General features: G+C 51.6%; 11 protein-coding genes. 5 read left to right on the top strand and 6 right to left on the bottom strand.

All coding sequences use genetic code 11. The annotated features are described in order from the left end of the window. Nucleotides 1–9: 9 nt before the first annotated feature. Nucleotides 10–666 carry a DUF1361 domain-containing protein gene (locus IQ268_RS10600; protein ID WP_193878259.1) on the bottom strand — a complete coding sequence of 219 codons (657 nt, stop codon included), beginning with the start codon at nucleotides 664–666 and terminating at the stop codon, nucleotides 10–12. A 45-nt stretch (nucleotides 667–711) separates the two neighbouring features. Here IQ268_RS10600 and IQ268_RS10605 point away from each other — a divergent pair, with 45 nt between their 5' ends. Continuing rightward, a complete protein-coding gene (locus tag IQ268_RS10605) occupies nucleotides 712–930 on the top strand; it encodes a hypothetical protein (RefSeq protein ID WP_193878260.1) in 219 nt (72 codons plus the stop codon). Here IQ268_RS10605 and IQ268_RS10610 read toward each other — a convergent pair. After that, nucleotides 900–2,408 carry a UDP-N-acetylmuramoyl-L-alanyl-D-glutamate--2,6-diaminopimelate ligase gene (locus tag IQ268_RS10610; protein ID WP_193878262.1) on the bottom strand — a complete coding sequence of 503 codons (1,509 nt, stop codon included), beginning with the start codon at nucleotides 2,406–2,408 and terminating at the stop codon, nucleotides 900–902. The two genes, IQ268_RS10605 and IQ268_RS10610, sit on opposite strands and share 31 nt — an antisense overlap. Nucleotides 2,409–2,447: 39 nt before the next feature. Continuing rightward, nucleotides 2,448–2,756 carry a glutaredoxin family protein gene (locus IQ268_RS10615; RefSeq protein ID WP_193878264.1) on the bottom strand — a complete coding sequence of 103 codons (309 nt, stop codon included), beginning with the start codon at nucleotides 2,754–2,756 and terminating at the stop codon, nucleotides 2,448–2,450. 100 nt (nucleotides 2,757–2,856) lie between these two features. Between IQ268_RS10615 and cysH the strand changes: the two genes are divergently transcribed. Further along, nucleotides 2,857–3,591 carry a phosphoadenosine phosphosulfate reductase gene (gene cysH, locus IQ268_RS10620; protein WP_193878265.1) on the top strand — a complete coding sequence of 245 codons (735 nt, stop codon included), beginning with the start codon at nucleotides 2,857–2,859 and terminating at the stop codon, nucleotides 3,589–3,591. Between the two features lie 209 nt (nucleotides 3,592–3,800). Here the strand turns inward: cysH and IQ268_RS10625 are convergent, their stop codons facing one another. Beyond that, nucleotides 3,801–4,496 (bottom strand): hypothetical protein, encoded by a 696-nt coding sequence (locus tag IQ268_RS10625; protein ID WP_193878267.1) that lies wholly within the window; start codon nucleotides 4,494–4,496, stop codon nucleotides 3,801–3,803. 174 nt (nucleotides 4,497–4,670) lie between these two features. Between IQ268_RS10625 and sbcD the strand changes: the two genes are divergently transcribed. Together sbcD and IQ268_RS10635 are read left to right on the top strand one after the other, a co-directional pair. Further along, nucleotides 4,671–5,990, top strand: a complete 1,320-nt coding sequence (gene sbcD, locus IQ268_RS10630; RefSeq protein WP_193878269.1) for an exonuclease subunit SbcD — start codon at nucleotides 4,671–4,673, stop codon at nucleotides 5,988–5,990. 445 nt (nucleotides 5,991–6,435) lie between these two features. Further along, on the top strand, nucleotides 6,436–7,575 hold the full coding sequence (locus IQ268_RS10635; protein WP_193878271.1) for a septal ring lytic transglycosylase RlpA family protein: 1,140 nt from the start codon (nucleotides 6,436–6,438) through the stop codon (nucleotides 7,573–7,575). Between the two features lie 221 nt (nucleotides 7,576–7,796). Here IQ268_RS10635 and ileS read toward each other — a convergent pair whose 3' ends face one another. Beyond that, a complete protein-coding gene (gene ileS, locus IQ268_RS10640) occupies nucleotides 7,797–10,736 on the bottom strand; it encodes an isoleucine--tRNA ligase (RefSeq protein ID WP_193878273.1) in 2,940 nt (979 codons plus the stop codon). A 768-nt stretch (nucleotides 10,737–11,504) separates the two neighbouring features. Between ileS and IQ268_RS10645 the strand changes: the two genes are divergently transcribed. Further along, nucleotides 11,505–12,956 (top strand): S8 family peptidase, encoded by a 1,452-nt coding sequence (locus IQ268_RS10645; protein WP_193878276.1) that lies wholly within the window; start codon nucleotides 11,505–11,507, stop codon nucleotides 12,954–12,956. Nucleotides 12,957–13,048: 92 nt separating this feature from the next. On the opposite strand, the gene IQ268_RS33365 is transcribed toward IQ268_RS10645, so the two are convergent. Further along, nucleotides 13,049–14,149, bottom strand: coding sequence for a glycosyltransferase (locus tag IQ268_RS33365; protein ID WP_193878278.1), 1,101 nt, complete (start codon nucleotides 14,147–14,149; stop codon nucleotides 13,049–13,051). Nucleotide 14,150 lies beyond the last annotated feature (1 nt).

Here is a 14,150-nt window from a genome sequence, read left to right on the forward strand (position 1 = left end):
AGGAAGACGTTACTGTAGCTGCGAAGATTGGGATCTCGCTCGATGGCGATTCGCTTTCATTCTTTGCCGAGCGCGTAGCAAAATCCCTAGGCAGAGCTGTTTCATGATCCAATACAGCCCCGTAATGACAGCGAAGGTAATGACAATTACCAGTACCGGACGTTTGTGGGCAAGATTGTCGATTGTGCTGAAGACAACTGCATCGGGTTGAGTCACAAAATCCCAACTGTTAAACCGCTCGAACCGTCCTAAATAGACACCAACCGCACTTAGAGCGTGCATTGAGAGTTCTGCTGCTCCAATCCAACGCGCTTTGCCTTGTTCTGCTAAATAGCGCCCCACATTAATTAGAGATAAAACGTAGGCTCCAAACCCAGCCAGCATAAACGCAAGATATTGGGGAATTAGCAGCAAGGTAACAACCCAGATTGACTCGCCCTCGCGGATTTGAGCAATCAGATGAATCACATCCGTTAAAACGTAAGGGGCGTTGGGCAAAAAGGCAATAAACACCAGAACGCCGATCCACCAAAGCAGCGATCGCGATCGGCTCAAGCGAAATAGCCACACACTTAAAACCAGTGGCACAAACGCCAGAAACAGATTCCAAGACATCCAGCGGACACTGCGATGCAGCACTCGACCAGCGTAGATGATCCAATTCATTCAGGTATATCCTCCTTCTGGGCACCCGCACGTATAAAGGCGCGGATGGCTACAACAACAGGCGGGCTACAACCCTTTGACGTGCAAGAGGGCTGTGAGATCCCGCCCCACCGGGTCAGTTTTTCTGAGTTGAGCGGTACAGCGCTTCTTTACTGTTTTAACTCAAAAGACCAAAACGTCTTGTTAGATAAGACCGTTATGGCAGAATTCCGCCCCGTTTTTTGGAGTGCCCATCAAGACGGTGTGGAGGCAGACAGCCGTTGATCAAGTGCTGTTCTGGCCTGTTCGCGATCGTCAAAATGTACCTTTTCGGTTCCCAAAATTTGATAATCTTCGTGCCCTTTTCCGGCAATAAGGACACCATCTCCAGGGTTGGCCTGTAGAATGGCTTCGCGGATGGCTTCAGTGCGATCGCCCAACACCAACGGATTGGCCGTTTCTGGAATTCCAGCCAAAATATCCTGCAAAATTCGCTCTGGATCTTCAGTGCGGGGATTGTCGGATGTCACAATTGCCCAATCCGATAAGTTAGCCGCGATCGCCCCCATCAAAGGCCGCTTGGTGCGATCGCGATCGCCTCCACAGCCAAAAACGCAGATCATCCGTCCCGAAATAAACGGACGAGCCGCTTTCAGCAAGTTTTCTAAACTATCAGGCGTGTGAGCATAATCAACAATTACGCTAATGTCCTGGTTGGCATCTACCTGCACCCGTTCCATTCGCCCCGGCACTCCCGGAAACTGAGGCAACGCCTGCACCATGCTTTCTAGTTCCAGACCGAGATGCAGCCCAGCCCCAACCGCCGCTAATAAATTAGCTAAATTAAACTGCCCTACTAGAGGCGATCGAAACTCAAGCTCGCCACTGGGAGTATGCAGCAGTCCTCGCACACCATCGGGATCGTAAACCAGATCGCCCGTCCATAAATCAGCCGTTGAATCATACGTGCTATACGTCCACACCTGCTCCGCATCCAGTTGCTCAATCAAGCGACGGCCAAAGGGATCATCCTGATTCAGAATGGCGCGTCCTTTTAAATAGTCAGGGCTAAACAACAACGCCTTTGCCGCAAAGTAGTCTTCCAGGTTGTGATGATAATCTAGATGGTCTTGCGTCAAGTTGGTAAACACGGCGGTCTCAAAGGCACAGCCCCAAACTCGCCCCTGCGCTAACGCATGGGAACTCACTTCCATCACGCCAAACTGGCTACCCGCTGCAACCGCCGCCGCAAGCTGTTGCTGTAGTTCCAACGCAAATGGTGTAGTAAAGGAGGCCGTTTGCTGGTAGCCCGGCCAGCGGGTGTAAAGCGTGCCAAACAACGCTGTCGATCGCTGAGCTTGCGTTAGAAAGAATTCGATTAAATGGGTTGTCGTGGTTTTGCCGTTGGTGCCAGTAACCCCCACCATTTGTAGATGTTGAGCCGGATAGTGATAAAACGCAGCGGCAATATGGGCACACGCCCGTGGGATATCAGGAATCGTAATCACACACGCCTCTTCTATGGCTGCCGCCGTCGCTTGAGCCGCACTTGGTGATACCAATGCCGCGATCGCCCCTGCCGTAATAGCACTAGCCCAAAACTCGCCGCCATCCACACGGGTTCCAGGCATACCAATAAATACATCACCCGCCTGGCAAGCATGAGAGTTGGTACATAACCCTTTCACCTCCGCTTCAAGTGCAGGATGATCGGGACTGGATAACTCGTAGGGTAGTGCGGCCAATAACTCTCGAAGTCTCATTGCAAACCACTCCTTCTACCATTGCGCCTCTCAACTCGCCTATTCTGACGTATTCTGCACCCGATAGTTCTGTAGCATTTGCGCCACTTGCTGCACCGTCGATCGTGGCGATAATCGCGGTAAGCGGATCAGAGCCGTTGCATCAGATTCGTTAACGGGGGAATTGCGATCGCTACCAGCATCCAGATACAAAACCGGAATTTCATATTGATAGGCTTGAAACCAGTCATCGCGCGTAGTAATGTCTCGAATCTCTAACTCAATCGCGATCGTTTGAATCTGTTCCAGTTTTTCTTGCAACCCTTCGCACAAATGGCAACCGGGCTTGCTAAACAAAATTAGCCGCATAGTTTAAGAGGGAGTGCAGATGATTGACCCATTTTCCGGTCGGTTTATGTGCCTTTGCGAGCTAGGATAGAACTGTAAATAAGCAAATGTTTTAACAGGTATGCCGCTTAATACTGCTGAGCCTCTTGTTTCCGTGCAAAACCTGAATCTTGATGAACTCAACCAGCAATTTGAAACAGCACATCCCACCGACATTTTATCTTGGTGTGTTGCTAACCTGCCGACTGGCCTCGTTCAAGCCAGTGCGTTCAACGTGGATGACCAGGTAATCACAGACATCCTTTACCGCCAGCTAAATGCGGTTCACCCGGTTCCCGTCCTCTTTCTAGAGACGCTGCATCATTTTCCTCAAACGCTAGACCTGGTTGCTAAGACCCAGGCCGTTTACAACTTAAACCTCAAGGTGTACAAAATTTTGGGGGTAGATACGCGAGATGCCTTTGCCGCTCGTTATGGCGAAGCTCTATGGAATACAGATATTCAGCAGTTTCATCATCTGACCAAAATCGAGCCGCTTCAGCGAGGGTTGGATGAGTTAAACGCCATAGCCTGGATCACCGGACGGCGGCGCGATCAAGCCACCACCCGAATCGAAATCCCTATTTTTGAACTAGATGCCAAGCAGCGCCTCAAGGTTAATCCGCTGGCAACCTGGACACGCAAACAGTCCTGGGCGTATGTGATGGAGCACAACGTAAGTTATAACCCGCTGCACGACCAGGGGTATCCCAGCATTGGAGACGAACCCATCACATCTCCCGTAGCCGATGGTGAAGATGAGCGGGCAGGACGCTGGCGCGGCATGGGTAAAACGGAGTGCGGCATCCACATTTAACGGTGACTCTCACTCAAACCGCAACCAAACCAGGGGGCAGCGCTGCCCCCTGGTTTGGTTTAAACCGATCGCACCTGGCGTATTTTACAGTTGTTCTCTTCAAGAATTGCTGTGATGAGGATGTTATAAACGTACCTTGAGCTTGCTGGTCGCAGGAGTTGCTGTGCTCAAGGTTGTCAGGCCAATTAGAACTTAGATATTCATTCTCTTTAAGCCGCTGCATCCGTTGAAGACGCATCCTCGATCGCCCTCAGCCGCAAATACAATAGTACAAAATAAACGCTGACAAACGGACTGACTAAAAAGCCCAAAACAGCACCTAAGTTTTGCGATACAGCTGCATTTTCACCTAAGGTCGTGCCAATCACCAAACCAATCAACCCAATGGGAATGAGAAAGGTAAGACTACCCGCCAATTCTGCCCAAAAAACGGACCACCACCGACCTTTTACCAACTCCCAACTGCGGCTTAACCCACCAATGGCAGAATCGTTCTCAAGCGCGATCGCATATAGAGCAAATCCAAACCGCACACTTAAATAAATACCTGGAATCACCAGAAAAACGAACCCTGGAATCAAGATCAACAGCAACAAAATAACGCCCAAACTAAGCTGCGCCAGTTTAGGAAACATGGCTTGAAGGGACTGAACTAAACCGATCTTTTGCTGTACAAAATATCGATAAATGTAAAGAATTGCCGCTCCTGCAAACAAGGGTACAATCAAGATGCTATAAGCTAAGCTAATCCCGTTTTGCAGAAGCGGTGCTTCAATAAATAGGCGGTTGGTAAGGCTCAAAATTAAACCAGGAAGGCTCAAGATTAAAAGAGGAATATAAATAGGTTTGCAGATGACAAAGCAATCTCTCAACAAGTGTTTGGGATTTAAAGATTGAGTTGTCATAACCACATTTCCTTTAGCAACAGTGAGCGTTACGTTGAAGTTGTTCTCTAACTGTCAGCATATTCGATTCGATGGATGGCTTGAGCAGAACCACATAACAAAATAATTTAAGATCCTGAGTACGCTAAGTTTTAACCTTTCGTTTTGTAAAAATTGCCCTCCGGCTTAGTTGCAATGGTCAAAGTTCTTCATCTGTCTGATATTCATCTGGGTAGTGGCTTTTCGCATGGACAGCTCAATCCAACCACTGGATTGAACACCCGGTTAGAAGATTTTGTAAACACGCTAAGCCGCTGCATTGATCGAGCGATCGCCGAGCCAGTTGATCTGGTGTTATTTGGCGGTGATGCCTTTCCAGACGCGACTCCTCCGCCTTTGGTGCAGCAGGCATTTGCCAGCCAGTTTCGCAGGTTAGTCGATGCCCAAATTCCTACCGTGTTGCTGGTCGGCAACCACGATCAGCATTCTCAAGGGCATGGGGGAGCCAGCCTATGTATTTATCGCACCCTGGGCGTACCGGGATTTGTGGTGGGCGATCGCCTCGAAACCCACACCGTGATCACGCGCAGTGGAGCCATTCAAATTGTCACCTTGCCCTGGCTCACCCGCTCTACGTTGCTCACTCGACCTGAAACAGATGGGCTGTCGCTGGCAGACGTGAACGAACTGCTGATCGATCGCCTGCGCGTAGCTCTAGAAGGCGAAATTCGACGGCTCGATCCAACATTGCCAACTATTTTGCTGGGTCACTTGATGGTAGACACGGCCTGCTATGGAGCGGAACGGTTTCTAGCCGTCAGCAAGGGCTTTACCGTACCCATTACCCTGTTAACGCGACCCTGCTTCGATTACATTGCCTTAGGACATGTTCACCGTCACCAGATATTGTCTGACGACCCGCCAATGGTTTACCCCGGCAGCATTGAGCGAGTGGACTTCAGCGAAGAAGCAGAGGAAAAGGGCTTCATTTTAGTTGACGTTGAGCCTGGAAAAAGCCATTGGGAGTTTTGTCCTCTGCCCGTTCGGTGCTTCAAAACCATCCGCGTTGATGTTTCAGCAACCGACGATCCACAGGCTGCGTTGTTACAGGCGATCGACCCAGACCTGATTCAGGATGCCGTCGTTCGGCTAATTTATCAAGTCCGCTCAGAGCAGCTCGATCAAATTGACAACACCGCACTACATCATGCACTCCGTTCCACCCACACTTACACCATCTATCCAGAACTGGTTAGCCAATTGGCTCGGCCTCGACTGCCGCAGCTGGGGGTCGGCAGCACTATCGAACCGTTAGAAGCGCTAAAAACTTATCTTGCTAACCAATCCGGTCTGCAAGATATTGCCAGTGAAATGCTCGATGTGGCTCAAAGTTTGCTCACCAGCAGCGAAGAAGCGTGGCTGAACGACTCTCGTTCGGATGCCAGCCCATCTGACTATTCCAACCTGGAAGTAAATGCACTAGAACGAGTATCTGCACAACTGCGATTACTCTGAAAATGTTGCGTCAATTTTTATACCAATAGAAAAAACTAATCAATGTAACTTTACACGGCTCAAACCTTGAAGGGGCGGTAATTTGAGGCGCATCGTTACGGCACCCATTTTCAAACCGCAGTTAAAAGAAGTGTGAGGTTTAGGTGAACTTTTGATAAAGTACGTTGAGACCGAAAATCGGACGCTGTTCCGTCAAAGCCGTGTGCAAGGAGGTTTTTCAGCAAAACGTTACGACAGAGTTTTTGTTAAGTTACGTGGACCTCATGGAGAACCCTGATCCCCACAGCAAAAACTTCGTGTTAGTCTGTTGCAGTTCAATCAGTAAAGGTAAATACGGAACGACTACGAGTTTACGGAATGACTACGAGTTAGAGGTCGGTCTGGCTGTCCCCTGACGGTTTTAGTCGCTCTGCGCGTAGTTCTTAATGACCTTCACCATTGATGTATGAATCAAAAACTTTGGAGCGGTATAGCTACTGCGGCGTTAATCATCACCGGCTTGGGCACAGCACCTTCTGGTAGTGCCGATCAACCCAGTGCAACTGACGAACCTGCTGAAGCTAGTGTTACCGCCAGGGAAACTCTTCCCGAATCGGTAGGTTCTAATTTGGCTCGTGCCAATTTAAGCAACAACCAACCAGGCGAGGCCGTTAAGGTTGGCGAATACCAGTCTCAGGAGGAGAATGGAACAGTTGAAGAGGCGATCGCCATTATTCAACCTCACGACATGGAAGGACGGCCAGCGGCTACGCTCTACGTTCGCAATATTCCAGTTTTAACGTTTCTCGGTTCTGATTCAGCAAATGCATCTCAGACTGGAGATTCCAGCGATCGCGGTTCCGCTCAATCTACCGTTGCAAACGCAGACATTAAAGTTGCTACTTCCAACAATAGCCTTTCCTCGGAAGATGCAGCCTTCCAGCTATCCAGTTCTCAAACTGTCCCATCAGACGCGGAGCAAGCGTCTGACCCCGTCTGGCAAGCCACATCGATCGCAGCCAGAATTAATCAACTTCACCACGACAGCGTTGACGCAGAATCAATTACAGCCAGTTGGGATGCTGAGCAAGAGCGTTTTCTAATCAAAATTGGGGACGAAGAACTCGTTGAGATGAACTCCGAGGTCATCTTGCCTGATACAACCCAGGATGTGGCTACCGATTTACTTCAGGCTACCAATCGCCTGAGACGACAAATAGGCGATGCCCCTCCCTTGCGCCAGGTGGAAGGGTTACCCAGCGCAAGCACCCGGCAAGTTGCGGTTGGCCCTATCCAGTTTTCGGTAACAGGGTTGGCATCCTGGTACGGGCCTGGCTTTAACGGTCGTCGCAGTGCCAGTGGCGAAGTGTTTAACCAGAATGCCATGACGGCGGCTCACCGCAACCTGCCATTTGGCACCCAGGTTCGAGTCACAAACTTGAACAATGGGCAATCGGTGGTTGTTCGCATTAACGACCGGGGGCCTTTCTCGCGCCACCGGATTATTGACCTCTCCGCCGGAGCAGCGCGTGCTGTAGGGTTAATGCAAGCTGGCGTTGCGCCCGTCAGTGTGGACGTGATCGGGACAACCAACAGCGCTAACTAGCTACGACCCCACGAGCATCGCTGTCAACGACAGCGAGTCAGTGCGAGCAAAACTACATTGAGATGAAGGGAGCGGCTTATTTGCCGATCGCCCTTCATCTTCGTTTTTGGTGGCGATAACAGGTGGAGTCTACAAAAAAGCTCTGTGTGTTTCAAAGAACCACAGAGCTTCAGCCTGTCACTCAGGATGACTGGTTTATCCCGATTTTGTTTACCTGATGCTCAGAATTCGCCTTCTAGAGCAGGAATACACCGTTCACATAGCAACGGATGTGCCTGAGATTCGCCAACATGGGTGGAATAGTTCCAGCAGCGATCGCATTTTTGCCCCTCTGCGGTTACCACACCAACGGTAATGGCATCCGATTGCAGATGGTACTTCAACTCAGTTAACCGTACTGGGGCATCAACCCGTTCAACTTGCGAGGTTAAGAATAGGTAGCGCAACTCGTCCACCCCATTCCCGCTGAGGGAATCAGCAGGATTCATGGAGTCCAGTTTTTGTTGCAGCGATGGGTTTTCAACATAAAGCTGAAGTTTCGCTTCTAAGGATGACCCGATCGCCTTTTCAACTCGCGCCTGCTCTAGCACTCGGTTCACGTCTTGCCGAATTCGCCTCAGGTCTTGCCAGGTGGCGGCCAAATCGGGCTGCGTCCAGGCTGCGTCTAGCTGTACCCAACCTGCCTCAAACACCGACTCGAAGGGTGTCTTGTAAGGGAGATACTGCCAGATATCTTCTGCCATGTGCGATAGCACTGGAGCGATCGCCCGCGCCAGGTTTTCGATCGCCACGGCTAACACCGTCTGACAACTGCGGCGACGGAATGCATCAACGGCACTAATGTAGAGCCGATCTTTGGCAATGTCGAGGTAAAAATTGGACAGATCGACCGCGCAAAAATTTTGCACCGTCTGGAAAAAGCGGAAGAACTGGTAGCTCTCAAAGGCATCGGTAACATCAGCAAACACTTCAGTCATCCGGTGCAGCATGTAGCGATCGAGTTCTGGCAACTCGTCGTAGGTCACTGCATCCTGAGCCGGATCAAAGTCGTGCAGATTGCCCAACAAGAACCGCGCCGTGTTGCGAATCTTGCGGTACACATCTGACATTTGCTTCAGGATGTTTTTCCCCAGGGGAACATCAGACGAATAATCGACCGATGACACCCAGAGACGCAGTACGTCTGCCCCATAAGCCGGATCGGTTTTTTGGTTTTTGCCGCCTTCAATCACAATGGCGGGATCGACCACATTTCCCAGGGATTTGCTCATCTTGCGTCCCTGTTCGTCTAGCACAAATCCGTGGGTGAGTACAGTTTTGTAAGGCGCAATGCCGTTTGTTGCCACACTGGTCAACAGGCTGGACTGAAACCAGCCCCGGTGCTGATCCGAGCCTTCCAGGTACATCTCGACCGGATAGTGCAGACCGTCTCGCTGTTTGGCAACCGCCGCCCAGGATGAGCCAGAATCAAACCAGACATCCATCGTATCGGTGCCTTTGCGGTAGGTGTGTCCATCGTTGCGGTATTTTTCGGGTAACAGATCCTCAACCGCGAGTTCCCACCAGGAATCAGAGCCTTTTTCGGCAAAGATGGTTTGGACATGGGCGATCGTCTCTTCATTTAGTAACGGCTCACCGGTCGCTTCGTTGTAGAAGACCGGAATGGGCACCCCCCAACTGCGTTGACGCGAAATGCACCAATCTGACCGTTCACTGACCATTGCAGTGATGCGATTTTCGCCCTGAACCGGAATCCACTGAACCTGGGCGATCGCCTTCAACGCCTCGTCCCGGAACCCTTCCACGGAGGCAAACCATTGCTCCGTTGCCCGGAAGATGGTGGGCTGCTTGGTGCGCCAGTCGTAGGGATATCGATGGGCGTAGACCTCTTCCTTTAACAAAGACTTCGCTTCAACCAGCGCCTCAATAATGGCAGCGTTGGCATTTTTCAGTACGTTCAATCCCTTAAACGGCCCTGCTTCTTCTGTAAAGTTTCCGGCTTCGTCTACCGGACTCAAGATCGGCAGCCCGTACTGTTGCCCAACCCTGAAGTCATCTTCACCGTGCCCTGGAGCTGTGTGAACCAGACCAGTACCAGATTCGGTGGTAACATAGTCGCCACCAATCACGATCGGGCTTTCGCGATCGAACAGGGGATGACGGTAGGTGGAGAACTCTAACGCCCTGCCAGACACTTCTGCCTTAACCGTAAGCTTGACGTTGAGCAGGGTCGATAAACGCTCGATTAACTCCTTTGCCACCAACAGGTAGCGGAAAAAGATGCCCGATGCATCACCAGTTTTCATCGCTTCCTGGCCGATCGCCTGTAATGTATCGGCACTCACGTCACTGGCACTGACTTCTACCACCGCATAGGTGAGGTCAGGATTCACCGCCACAGCCAGGTTTGCTGGAATCGTCCAGGGAGTGGTTGTCCAGATGGCTACTCCTAATTCGGCCAGATAGGGCGACAGGGACGCTGCCCCCTCCGAAAGAGCCACCATCGGGAAGGCGGCATAGATGCTGCGAGAGGTGTGCCCCTCGGGATACTCTAATTCAGCTTCAGCTAGGGCAGTTTGCGAGCTTGGACTCCAATGCACCGATTTGAGGCCGCGATAGATATAGCCTTTTAAGACCATCTGCCCAAATACGCCGATTTGAGCCGCTTCATAGTCTGGCTTCAGGGTCAGGTAAGGGTGCTGCCAATCTCCCCAAACGCCGTAGCGCATAAAACTGCTGCGCTGCTGTTCCATTTGCTGCAAGGCCCATTCTTTGGCTCGCCGACGAAGCTGAATCGGCGTGAGCGACTCGCGCTCTTTTTGGCTCATTGCTTGCAGTACTTTTAGCTCAATGGGCAGCCCATGACAGTCCCACCCCGGCACATATTGAGCCTTGCGTCCCTGGAGAAGCTGATACTTATTGATCACGTCTTTCAAGGTTTTGTTGAGCGCATGGCCAATATGCAACGCTCCGTTGGCATACGGAGGCCCATCGTGCAGAATGAACGGTTCTCCCGGATTGTTCTGCGACAGTTTTTCGTAAATCTGATGCTCTGCCCAAAATGTTTGCAGTTCTGGTTCGCGTTTGACCGCATTCGCACGCATGTCAAACTTGGTTTTGGGCAAATTAACCGTGTCTTTGTAACTTCCTGCTTCTGCCACGATCGCTTAGGGAGAATGTGTTCACTTATTCTAAGAACTGTATCAGACCATTATCAGTTAGAAGCTTACAGAGCTTCAAGTTTGTGCTGAGTTTTTTGCTGGCTGTCCATTAATTCTGACAATTATTCCGAGAAATGGCAGAGACAGCGTGATTCTTCAGTCATGCAGTTTCTGCATCAGCCCGAAAAAGACGCGATCGTCCCATTCCTGCTTCAGCAAAATAGCCACCATTTTACTGGTTGGCATGGGTAGGTTTAAGTGAGGAGCCGCAAATCGACTGAAACGGGTTTCAGGAAGATGTCTGGTCTAATTCTTAGCCCGATACCGGATAGGGGTGTAGCCATACCCTGCGGAAAAGGGTCAGCATTCTGGGGCTATTGCAAGGGCTACCTGCCGAAGGCAACGCTCTTACGGAGATATTGGATTCGTTTAAACCACCTTTGAGAAAGCCACTTCAGAAAGATTATGCAAAGAGAGGCGAGTTTAACTGATCTTGGCTGCATAATCAAAGACTAAGGTTCTGGATAGACTTCCGTATTTCTACGACTGTTGCAAGCTGACTTTTTAAAGACTATTTGAAAATTAAGGGTTGAAATATCCAGGATGTCTCTGCATCTAAAGTCATATACCGCTACGGTATGGCACTCCACGAAGGCTCAGTCACCACTGACGAGTTTGTTACCCTCCAGTTCCTTCTTTCAACGCAGTTCTGCTAATTCCAAGCGAGCATCAGAGCATCTATGGTATGGGCGGAACAAGCAACACCCTATGCGGTTTGCGTCCACTCAGCGTCAGCGAGCCTTGAAACAGACGTTAGAAGTTGACCGGACGCTCGATCTAAAGGCCGTTGTCAAGCAATTTATTCGCCCAACCCAGCAAATTCGCGGTGAACTCAGTCCTGCCGATCGCAATCAGATGAAGAGAGGCGATCGCTTTGCCCGTCAGTTTCTGAGGGGCGATCGCTTTGTTGATGAATACCGCCTGGTGAAAGCAAAGATTGGGCAGCAAATCCATGTACAGCTCAATTCTTTCAGTTTTGATACGTATCTGCAACTGGTCGATCGCCGTACCAACACCGTCTTGTTTCAAAATGATGATGCGAATCTGGGGTATACCACCGACTCTAGCCTCACCTTTATTGTGCAGCCAGGAGTTGACTATACGCTGCGGATCAGCAGTTTTCATCCTAACCAAACGGGACGCTATCACCTCAGTACACGCGGCTTTCAAGCCCGCTCAACCCCACAGTTCAACTTTGCCTATGGCTATGGGTTGATCGATGCGGCGGCGGCGATCGCCCAGGTAGCAGGCCGATCTCCTGTAAAAAACGGAACCAAACTGGGAGGGAGCAACTGGTCGTTAGATCTGGTTAAAGCGCCAGCCGTTTGGCAGCGCGGGTTTACCGGAAAAGGAACAGTGGTGGCGGTGATTGATACGGGCGTGGATTATCACCATCCCGATTTGCAAGCGAACATTTGGAAAAATGTGGGCGACATTCCTAACAACGGCATAGACGACGATGGCAACGGTTACATCGACGATGTGCGCGGCTGGAACTTTGTCAATGGCAACAATGACCCGATGGACTGGAATGGACACGGCACTCACGTTTCTGGCACGATCGCCGCCACGAATAATAAAGTTGGGGTAACTGGCGTAGCGTATGACGCTCAAATTATGCCGGTCAAAGTGTTAGACGACGATGGGTTTGGCTCTTATGATGCGATTGCTCGTGGCATTCGCTATGCCGTACAGAACGGTGCCGACGTGATCAACCTCAGCTTGGGCGGCAGTGAGTTGGGTCAGGCTCAGAAGTCGGCGTTGCGTCTGGCGCGGCAAAAGGGAGTGGTCGTCGTTATGGCATCTGGCAACGAACGCCAAATCTATGGGACAACACGACCGAATCAACCCGCTCTGGCCTCCACGATTGGCTTGGGTCTTGCTGTTGGGGCGATCGACAAACGGCGTAAAGTTGCTGATTTTTCCAACCCGACCGGAAACCGCCCGCTTGATTTTGTTGTTGCTCCGGGGGTTAACGTTCGATCGACGGTTCCAGGTGGACGGTACGAAAGCTATGGCTGGAATGGTACTTCCATGGCAACACCCCATGTTGCAGGTGTTGCGGCATTGCTGCTGAGTGCCGCTCCTAACTTGACCCCGGTGCAGATTGAACACCTGATCACCACAACGGCAAATCCCCAGGGAATTACTTATATATAGATGCAGCAGAAGATGCTGGTTGTCGATTCCAGAAGCGGGGGCGATCGCCCCCGTTTCTGCCAGATCGTTTGCTAGCAGCACTATGCGGCTGGCTAATCACGCGGACGAGGAACCCGCAGTCGAGGCGTTGGAGGAGTGGTTTGCAGGCTGCGCCAAAGCTGTTCGTAACGGGTGGTCATTTGCTGCACGGTGAACCGAGCCACCGCCACTTCCCGACCCTGCTGCCCTAAGCGCTGACGCAGAGCCGGATCGTCTCGTAGTTGTATCAGGGCATGTGCCAGTCCCTCCACACTGTCTTTTTCCACTAGCAAGCCTGTTTGACCATCAATCACCGCTTCGGCCATGCTGCCCACACGGCTAGCGATGACCGGACGCGCCGCCAGCATCGCTTCCACCATCGCTAACGGAAAGCCTTCGGAGCGAGAGGGAAGGGCGATTGCATCAAACTCTGGCAGTAACAGCCGGGGATTTTCTACCCAACCGGGTAGCTCAACTCGATCGCTCACCCCCAGTTGATTCGCCAGGGTTTCCAGGGGCGATCGCTCGTCGCCATCTCCCAAAATTACAACCCTGACCCCATCCACCTGAGCGATCGCCCGCAACAACACATCATGGGCTTTCATCCGATCGAGCCGCCCCACACTACCCACCACCAGGGCTTCATCCGACCGAGATGGCAGCGGAGTTGGCAGGCTAATGTCTGGCACGCCGTTGGGGATCGACACCACAGACTCTCGCCCCAGCGCGTAAAAATCCTCCATCCGGCGAGCGCTGGCTGCACCCACCGCAACGTGAGCATCGACCCGTAGCGACAGAAACCGCGTGCGCCACAGCGCGACTGCATCCGTCGTCCGTAGCGGCAACTGATCGACCCGCACTACTCGAACATGGGGCAGCAGCAACGCCGCTGTTAATCCTACTGCACAGGCCCAGGGCGTGCAGCAATTGCAGTGAATGATATCCGGTTGCAGCCGAGAAAACGTTGTGAAATGGGCGATCGCTGCACTCAACCCGTGGGCAGGTAAAACAAATTGAGCTGCCTGAGACCGACGAGAGGCGATCGCCTCTACCACGGTGGGAGAAACCCCCACCACCGTGATATCTATATCGCTAGCGGCAGTGGCCACCAGATGCCCAACGCTAATCTCTGCCCCACCGATGCCAGCCGCATCAGTGTAAACAACAACCCGCACC

It is taken from the genome of Oculatella sp. LEGE 06141, from assembly GCF_015207605.1.
Lineage (GTDB): Bacteria > Cyanobacteriota > Cyanobacteriia > Elainellales > Elainellaceae > Oculatella.

What these genes read in the sequence shown, in the direction of transcription:
- IQ268_RS10600 (WP_193878259.1), bottom strand. Translation starts at nt 666, where the DNA reads ATGAATTGGATCATCTACGCTGGTCGAGTGCTGCATCGCAGTGTCCGC.
- IQ268_RS10605 (WP_193878260.1), top strand. Translation starts at nt 712, where the DNA reads ATGGCTACAACAACAGGCGGGCTACAACCCTTTGACGTGCAAGAGGGC.
- IQ268_RS10610 (WP_193878262.1), bottom strand. Translation starts at nt 2,408, where the DNA reads ATGAGACTTCGAGAGTTATTGGCCGCACTACCCTACGAGTTATCCAGT.
- IQ268_RS10615 (WP_193878264.1), bottom strand. Translation starts at nt 2,756, where the DNA reads ATGCGGCTAATTTTGTTTAGCAAGCCCGGTTGCCATTTGTGCGAAGGG.
- cysH (WP_193878265.1), top strand. Translation starts at nt 2,857, where the DNA reads ATGCCGCTTAATACTGCTGAGCCTCTTGTTTCCGTGCAAAACCTGAAT.
- IQ268_RS10625 (WP_193878267.1), bottom strand. Translation starts at nt 4,496, where the DNA reads ATGACAACTCAATCTTTAAATCCCAAACACTTGTTGAGAGATTGCTTT.
- sbcD (WP_193878269.1), top strand. Translation starts at nt 4,671, where the DNA reads ATGGTCAAAGTTCTTCATCTGTCTGATATTCATCTGGGTAGTGGCTTT.
- IQ268_RS10635 (WP_193878271.1), top strand. Translation starts at nt 6,436, where the DNA reads ATGAATCAAAAACTTTGGAGCGGTATAGCTACTGCGGCGTTAATCATC.
- IQ268_RS10645 (WP_193878276.1), top strand. Translation starts at nt 11,505, where the DNA reads ATGCGGTTTGCGTCCACTCAGCGTCAGCGAGCCTTGAAACAGACGTTA.